Genomic DNA, 7,964 nt, shown 5'->3' on the forward strand with positions numbered 1-7,964 from the left:
GCCTCCAGCAGCGCGAGCGGCGACGCGCCGCCGAAGCGGCGCGCCAGCCGCGCGAGCCAGCCCGGCGACTGCGCCTCGAGCCGCTGCGCGAAGCGCTCGCCGCACAAGGTGAGCGACACCGCCTCGCCGGCATCGCTGCGCTCCAGCAGATCGCGCACCGGGCCGGCGTCGAGCGCGCGCCAGGCCTCGGCCCACTCGCCCCAGTTCTCGCCCAGCAGCGGGGCGCGCAGCCGGTGGTCGATGACCAGCGCAGCGGTCGAGCCCGCCGGCTGCCGGCGTCCGCAGCCGCTGAGCCAGAACGAGTTGACCGGCATCATGCTCATCTCGGCGCGGTGGTCGTTCTCCGGCTGCTGGTACAGCATCATCTGCACCTCGTTCTGCAGCCGGCGGATCGCCTTCGCCTGCGGGTGGTCGGGCATCCACAGGTCGAGGTTGCGGCCGATCACGCGGTCGAGCGATGCGGTCGGCAGGCCTGCCAGCGAGTCGTGCGACGCGTACCAGCGCAGCGGCGAACCCCAGGCCAGCTGCCAGCCCTCGCTTTCGAACAGCGGGCGCACCGCCTCGAACAGGGCATGCGATTCCTTGGCGCTCAGCCGCAGCTGTTCCGGGTAGCCGACGCTGACGTGCTCGGCGCCCACATGCCAGTGCACCGGCGTCAGCAGGCCCCAGGGGGCGTCGCCGACCGGCACGCCGTCGGCCGCGGCCGCGTGGGCGGCCCACGGCAGGCAGCCGTCGGCGCCGTGCCAGCCCAGCGCCTGGGCGTGCGCCTGTTCGGCCGGCGTGCTCAGCGAGTACTCGTCGCTGCCGAGCTTGTCGGCAGGTGCCATGCGGGGCAGCAGGCGCTGCAGGTGGGGGAGGGCCAGGCCGCGCTGGGCCGGCAGGCCAGCTTCCGAGAGCGTGCTGGCGTAGGGGATCAACAAGTGCATCGGGCGATTATCGGCGGCGCACGCGTCACCGCTCCGTCATGGCCTTGCCACCGCCGCGTCATGGCCGGCTGCGAAGCTGAGCGTCCATGCAACGAGACGCTTTTCTCCGTGCCTGGACCGTCCCGCAGGAACCTCCTCCCGGGCCGGAGGACGAGCCGACCGCGCACCGGCTGCGCTACCGCAGCGTGTGGATCTCGGACCTGCACCTGGGCACGCCCGGCTGCCGTGCCGATGCGCTGCTCGATTTCCTGCGCCACGTCGAGAGCGACACGCTGTTCCTGGTCGGCGACATCGTCGACGGCTGGCAGCTGCGGCGCAGCTGGTACTGGCCGCAGGCGCACAACGACGTGGTGCAGAAGCTGCTGCGCAAGGCGCGCAAGGGCACGCGCGTCGTCTTCATCCCCGGCAACCACGACGAGTTCGCGCGCCGCTACGTCGGCCATGAGTTCGGCGGCATCGAGGTGGCCGAGGAGTGGGTGCACGAGACCGCCGATGGCCGCAAGCTGTGGATCCTGCACGGCGACCTGTTCGACGGCGTGATCCAGTGCGCCAAGTGGCTGGCCCACGTCGGCGATACGCTCTACGAGTTCACGCTCAAGCTGAACCGCCACCTCAACTCGCTGCGCGCACGCATGGGTCTGCCGTACTGGAGCCTCTCGAAGTACCTGAAGCTGAAGGTCAAGCGCGCCGTCAGCTTCATCGGCGATTTCGAGAACGCGGTCGCCCGCGAGGCGCGCCGCCGCGGCGTGCAGGGCGTCGTCTGCGGGCACATCCACCATGCCGAGCTGCGCGACATCGACGGCATCACCTACGCGAACGACGGCGACTGGGTCGAGAGCCTGACCGCGCTGGTCGAGCATGCCGACGGGCGGCTCGAGATCATCGACTGGGCGCAGCAGCTGCGCGACCGCGAGCCGCAGGCGGCGCMGGCCACACCAGCCGTCGCGGAGGCCGCATGAGGATCCTGCTGGTCACCGATGCCTGGAAGCCGCAGGTCAACGGCGTCGTCACGACGCTGGTCGAGCTGCAGCAGGGCCTGGCGGCGTTGGGGCACGAGGTGCTGATGATCGAGCCCTCGGGCTTTCGCCGCTTCGCGTGCCCGGGCTACCGCGAGATCGAGCTCGCGTGGCGGCCGGGGCGCGAGGTGTCGCGCCGCATCGACGCCGCGCTGCATGGTGGCGAAAGTGGGGGCGGTGTCGATGCGATCCACATCGCCACCGAAGGGCCGCTGGGCGGCGCGGCGCGCAAGCACTGCATCAAGCGCGGCCTCGCCTTCACGACCGCCTTCCACACCCGCTTTCCCGAGATCCTGGCGCGCGCGCTGCACCTGCCCGAGCGCTGGGGCTATGCCTGGTTCCGCCGCTTCCACGCGAAGTCCGCCGGCATCATGGTGCCGACGGCCGGCATGTTCGACATCCTGCAGGGCTACGGCTTCAAGCCGCTGCGGCGCTGGTCGCACGGCGTCGACCTGGGCCTGTTCGAGCCGGTGCCGCAGGCCGACTTCGGCCTGCCGCGGCCGGTCTTCCTGCACGTGGGCCGGCTCAGCTACGAAAAGAACCTGGAGGCCTTCCTCGACCTCGACCTGCCGGGCTCGAAGGTGGTCTACGGCGTCGGCCCGCTGCAGGAGCGGCTGCAGCGTGAGTACCCGCAGGTGCACTGGCGCGGCGTCGTCACGCGCCCGGAGTTGGCGCGCATCTACAGCGCGGCCGACGTATTCGTGTTCCCCGGCCGCTCGGAGACCTTCGGGCTGGTGATGCTGGAGGCGCTGGCCTGCGGCACGCCGGTCGCCGCCTACCCGGTGGCCGGACCGCTCGACGTGGTGGGGCCGCAGGGCGATGGGCGCGATGGCGGCGTGTTGCACGACGATCTGCGCACCGCGGCATTGAAGGCGCTGGAAATCCCGCGCGATCGCGCCCGCGAGCGCGCGCTGCAATTCGGCTGGGAGCCGGTGTGCCGCGAGTTCCTCGATCACCTGGTGCCGGCCCGGCCCAGCGCTGACATGGGTGTCACGAAACCGACGCAAAACCTTCATAAACTCGTCGGATGACCCCGTCGACCGTTGCTTCGCCGGCACCGCTGATGCCAGCGCTGCTGAACCGTGAAAGCGCCATCCTCGAGTTCAACCGCCGCGTGCTGGCCCAGGCCCGGCGCGAGGATGTTCCGCTGCTCGAGCGCTTGCGCTACATCTGCATCGTGTCGTCCAACATGGACGAGTTCTTCGAGGTGCGCTTCGCCGACTACATCGAGGCGGTGCGCCAGCCCGGCGCCGGCGTCTCGGCGCGCGACCTGGCGACGGTGGCCGCCGAGGCCCACCTGCTGATCGACGACCAGTACCGCTGCTTCAACGACGAGGTGATGCCGGCGCTGAAGCAGCAGGGCATCCAGATCCTGAACCACAGCGACCGCAACGAGGCGCAGCGGCGCTGGGTCGACACCTTCTTCCAGCGCCAGGTGCGGCCGCTGCTGGTGCCGGTGGGGCTCGATCCGTCGCACCCGTTCCCGCAGGTCGCCAACAAATCGCTGAACTTCATCGTGCGGCTGGGCGGCAAGGATGCGTTCGGGCGCGAGAACACGATCGCGATCGTCAAGGTGCCGCGCGTGCTGCCGCGCGTGATCCGGCTGCCCGATGACATCGCCGGCAAAGGCCAGGCCTTCGTGCTGCTGACCAGCGTGATCCGCGCGCACCTGGCCGAGCTGTTCCCCGGCCGCGAGGTCGAGGCGTTCTCGCAGTTCCGGCTGACGCGCGATTCCGACCTCGCGGTCGACGAGGACGATGTCGCCAACCTGCGCCAGGCGCTGCGCTCGGGCCTCACGACGCGCCATTTCGGCCAGGCGGTGCGGCTGGAGGTGGTGAACACCTGCCCGCCGGAGCTGTCGGAATTCCTGCTGATGCAGTTCGCGTTGCCGCAGGCGGCGCTGTACCACGTGAACGGACCGGTGAACCTGGTGCGGCTGAATGCGCTGATCGACGGCGCCGATGCGCCGGCGCTGCGCTTCCCGCCGCATGACGCGCCGTGGCCGGCGGGGTTGTCGCGCGACGAATCGATCCTCGAGCGGCTGCGCCGCGGCGACGTGCTGATGCACCACCCGTTCGAATCGTTCGAGCCGGTGGTGCAGTTCCTGCGCGAGGCGGTCGAAGACCCCGACGTGCTCGCGATCAAGCAGACGATCTACCGCACCGGCAGCGAATCGCCGCTGATGGATCTGCTGATCGACGCGGCGCGGCGCGGCAAGGAGGTGATGGCCGTCGTCGAGCTGAAGGCGCGCTTCGACGAAGAGGCGAACATCAACTGGGCCGAGCGGCTGGAGGCCGTGGGCGCACAGGTGGTGTACGGCATCGTCGGCCTGAAGACGCATGCCAAGCTGCTGCTCGTGACGCGCCGCGAGGACGGCCGGCTGCGCCGCTACGGCCACCTGTCGACCGGCAACTACAACCCGAAGACCGCGCGGCTGTACACCGATGTCGGCTGCCTGACGGCCGACGCGGAGATGACGGCTGACATCGACGCGGTGTTCCAGCAGCTCGCGAGCCTGGGCAAGATGCGCCCGCTGCGCCAGCTGCTGCAGGCGCCGTTCACGCTGCACAAGCAGATGCTCGCGCACATCCACCAGGTGGCCGATGCGGCACGGCAGGGCAAGCCCGCGCGCATCGTCGTGAAGATCAATGCGCTGACCGACGTGCCGCTGATCGAGGCGCTGGTGGCGGCCGGCCAGGCCGGTGCCGACATCGACCTGATCGTGCGCGGCGCCTGCATGCTGCCGCCGGGCATCGCGGGCCGGACCGACCGCATCCGCGTGCGCTCGGTGGTGGGCCGGCTGCTGGAGCATTCGCGCGTGCTGTACTTCCGCTGGGGCGCGGGCGAGGCGGACGAGGCCTTGTTCATGTCGAGTGCCGACTGGATGGGGCGCAACATGTTCCGCCGCATCGAGGTGGCCTGGCCGGTGCGCGATGCGGCGATGCGGCAGCGCGTCATCGACGAATGCCTGGTGCCCTACCTGCACGACGGCAAGGACGCCTGGAGCCTGCAGTCGGACGGCAGCTACCGGCGGATCGGCACCGATGGCCCGAGCGCACAGCAGGCGCTGATGACATTGAGGGTGGCGAAGCAAGCGGGGTGATAGCCATGGACCTGATCCTGTGGCGCCATGCAGAGGCGCATGTGTTGCGCGATGGCCAGGACGACCTGGAGCGCACGTTGACACCGAAGGGCGAGCGCCAGGCGCAGCGCATGGCCGAGTGGCTGAACCACCGGCTGGCGCATTCGACGCGCATCCTGGTGAGCCCGGCGGTGCGCACGCAGCAGACCGCGAAGGCGCTCGACAAGTCGTTCAAGACACTGGCGGCGCTCGCGCCCGATGCGGCGGCCGATGCCGTGCTGAAGGCCGTGCGCTGGCCCGACGCGACCGAGCCGGTTCTGGTGATCGGTCACCAGCCGACGCTGGGGCAGGTGGCGGCGCTGCTGCTGAGCGGGCAAGCGCAGGAGTGGTCGATCAAGAAGGGCGCGGTGTGGTGGCTGCGCCGGCGCGACCGCGACGGTGTCGTCGACACCGTGCTGCAGGCGGTGCAGGCGCCGGATTGCCTGTAGCGCAGCGGTCAGCGGGGGAGGCTGACTTCGGCGAGCCCATTCATCACGTGGTCGATCAGGTTGTCGAGGCGGGGGCACATCRTTGGCTGCGTGCGGTTGCTCAGGTGCTTCACCTGATCCTTCACCGCCAGCGTGGGTTGCCTCGCTTCCTGGGTCAGGCGGTGGCCCTCGAACTCGACCTCGAGCGAGGGGGGCGGTGCATGCGATGCGGTCGATACGCTGCCGGTGACTGCACGGTTGATGACGGACATGTTCCGCTCCTTCGACTTCCGGTTGAAAGACTCTGCTGATCGGCCTCAAACCATCAGCTGCAGCGCCAGTTCCCGCGCATCCATCGGCGGGAATTCGCTGACCTCGATCACTTCGGCGTTCTCGACATCCGGGCCGGACGCGATCATCTGGCCGAGCGTCGACAGGTTGTCGAGGAACAGCTTGAGCCAGTTGGCGAACTTCACGTCGTCGAGCTGTTCGACCGGTGCGCTCGCCAGCTGAAGCACGCTGCCGGTGGATTCATGCCAGTGCAGTGCCGACGTGAAGCCTTCGGCATCGGTGCGGTCGGCGCTGGCCTGCCAGCGGTCTTCGTCGAAGACCTGCTCCGGGCCGAAAGGCATCGTGCCGGCTTCGGCGAACAGGTGGATGCGGGATTCGACCGGCTCGTGCAGCAGGCTCACGACGTACTTGCCGTCTGCCACCAACTGCAAGTGGCCTTCACTGTCGAACTCGAAATGCACGCCACCGACCCGGCGGGAGAAGCCGTCCATCAAGTTCTTCAGGGTGTTGCTCATGGATCGAGAAGCCCGGACGGGCCGAGAGATTCCGTGCGAACTGAGTGACCGCGACGTGCGGCGGGTTCCATCGATCGAAAGGACATTCGTACCCGGGGGACGCACCCCCGGTGCGGTTGGCATTTGTTGACCTTTTGGGTCGGTGACCTGTGCGGCAATGCCTTACGTCACGTGACAACCTGAGCCGATAGTCCACGGGTGCAGTGACGCATCACGCACACAACGACAGATGAGGTGCTCATGCCCTGGTTGGATGCTGAAAAAATTGCTGCTGCCGTTCTCGCTGCCACGCTGGGCGGCTTCGCTGCAGGACAGGCGTGGGCGCAGGTCGACGAGCCGATCCGGCCGATCCCGCTCGATGTGCGGCTCGATGCGCGCAAGGTGGCGCTCGGCGACCGGCTGTTCCACGACAAGCGCCTGTCCGGCGAYGACACCATCGCCTGTGCCAGCTGCCATTCGCTCGATCGCGGCGGTGTCGATGGCCGCGTCAGCGCGGTCGGCATCGGCGGTGCGGTCGGTCCGATCAACGTGCCCACGGTGCTGAACAGCGGCTACAACTTCCGCCAGTTCTGGGACGGCCGCGCCGGCTCGCTGGAAGAGCAGGCGGCCGGCCCGGTGCACAACCCGAAGGAGATGGGCAGCAACTGGCCGCAGGTCATCGAGAAGCTCGGGCGCGACAAGGCGCTCGTCGCGGCCTTCGACGAGTCGTACCGCGACGGGCTGCAGCCGCGCAACATCCAGGACGCGATCGCGGTGTTCGAGCGATCGCTGACAACCCCGAACGCGCGCTTCGACAAGTACCTGCGCGGCGACAAGACGGCGCTGCGCAGCGACGAGCTGCAGGGATACCAGCTGTTCAAGAGCTACGGCTGCGTCGCCTGCCACCAGGGCGTGAACGTCGGCGGCAACATGTTCCAGGTGTTCGGCGTGATGGGCGACTACTTCGCCGGCCGCGGGCAGCCGACCGCCGCCGACATGGGGCGCTACAACGTCACGCACAACGAGGCGGACCGCCACATGTTCAAGGTGCCCAGCCTGCGCAACGTGGCGCTGACGGCGCCGTACTTCCACGACGGCTCGGCCCGCACGCTCGACGACGCGGTGGACACGATGTTCCGCTACCAGCTCGGCCGGCCGGCCTCGCAGCAGGACAAGGCGTTGATCGTGAAGTTCCTGCACACGCTCACCGGCGAGCTTCGCGGCCGCTCGCTCGAGCCCCGCCTCCAACCCTGAACGAGCGCCCTCCCATGATCACGATCAACAAGCGAACCTGGGTGAACCTGCTCGTCGGCGGCGTGCTGGCGGTGGTGTTGGCGCTGCTGGTGAACAAGACCTCGGACGTGAACCACGTCGAGTACGGCGAGATCGGCACCCTGCTGCGCCAGCTCAAGCAGATCGACGCCGAATGGAACGTCGACGTGCTGCGCTCGAAGACGGGGCTGAATGCGAGCTACGACCCGGTGGCGAGCCCGCTGCCGGTGATCGAGTCGCTCGACGACCTGCTGCGCAGCAAGACCGACCGGTTCTGGAGCGGTCGCGGCGACAGTGCCGAACGCATCCTGCCGCTGCTCGACACCTACCGGCAGCTGATGAGCTCGAAGGTGGAGCTGATCGACCGCTTCAAGTCGCAGCATTCGATCCTGCGCAACTCCACCCGCTACCTGCCG

Annotated in this window: 9 protein-coding genes; 6 read left to right on the top strand and 3 right to left on the bottom strand. The window is 69.0% G+C overall.

The genetic code is table 11. The features are described 5' to 3' along the window. Positions 1–926 (bottom strand): hypothetical protein (locus tag AC1D01_RS13305; RefSeq protein WP_477866899.1); only part of this gene is annotated, 926 nt, incomplete at its 3' end. An 86-nt stretch (positions 927–1,012) separates the two neighbouring features. Here AC1D01_RS13305 and AC1D01_RS13310 point away from each other — a divergent pair. The 4 genes from AC1D01_RS13310 to sixA are packed head-to-tail and all read left to right on the top strand — an operon-like array spanning position 1,013 to position 5,512. Beyond that, positions 1,013–1,885, top strand: coding sequence for a UDP-2,3-diacylglucosamine diphosphatase (locus AC1D01_RS13310; RefSeq protein ID WP_477866901.1), 873 nt, complete (start codon positions 1,013–1,015; stop codon positions 1,883–1,885). Beyond that, positions 1,882–2,973, top strand: a complete 1,092-nt coding sequence (locus tag AC1D01_RS13315) for a glycosyltransferase family 4 protein (protein ID WP_477866903.1) — start codon at positions 1,882–1,884, stop codon at positions 2,971–2,973. The genes AC1D01_RS13310 and AC1D01_RS13315 overlap by 4 nt, the downstream gene beginning before the upstream one ends. Further along, positions 2,970–5,045, top strand: a complete 2,076-nt coding sequence (gene ppk1 / locus AC1D01_RS13320) for a polyphosphate kinase 1 (RefSeq protein ID WP_477866905.1) — start codon at positions 2,970–2,972, stop codon at positions 5,043–5,045. Before AC1D01_RS13315 ends, ppk1 begins: the two co-directional genes overlap by 4 nt. Before the next feature lie 5 nt (positions 5,046–5,050). Next, positions 5,051–5,512, top strand: coding sequence for a phosphohistidine phosphatase SixA (sixA, locus tag AC1D01_RS13325; protein WP_477866907.1), 462 nt, complete (start codon positions 5,051–5,053; stop codon positions 5,510–5,512). An 8-nt stretch (positions 5,513–5,520) separates the two neighbouring features. Here the strand turns inward: sixA and AC1D01_RS13330 are convergent, their stop codons facing one another. Together AC1D01_RS13330 and AC1D01_RS13335 are read right to left on the bottom strand one after the other, a co-directional pair. Next, positions 5,521–5,763, bottom strand: a complete 243-nt coding sequence (locus AC1D01_RS13330; protein WP_477866908.1) for a hypothetical protein — start codon at positions 5,761–5,763, stop codon at positions 5,521–5,523. A 45-nt stretch (positions 5,764–5,808) separates the two neighbouring features. Then, positions 5,809–6,297: a type III secretion system chaperone gene (locus AC1D01_RS13335; protein WP_477866910.1), complete on the bottom strand. Its 489-nt coding sequence runs from the start codon at positions 6,295–6,297 to the stop codon at positions 5,809–5,811. Between the two features lie 240 nt (positions 6,298–6,537). On the opposite strand from AC1D01_RS13335, the gene AC1D01_RS13340 reads away from it, so the two are divergent. Together AC1D01_RS13340 and AC1D01_RS13345 are read left to right on the top strand one after the other, a co-directional pair. Next, entirely contained in the window at positions 6,538–7,530 is a 993-nt protein-coding gene (locus AC1D01_RS13340) for a cytochrome-c peroxidase (RefSeq protein ID WP_477866912.1), read from the top strand. 14 nt (positions 7,531–7,544) lie between these two features. Next, the coding region (locus AC1D01_RS13345; protein WP_477866914.1) for a DAHL domain-containing protein at positions 7,545–7,964 on the top strand (420 nt) is incomplete at its 3' end.

The sequence above is a fragment of the Rhizobacter sp. P3_B12 genome (assembly GCF_056402895.1).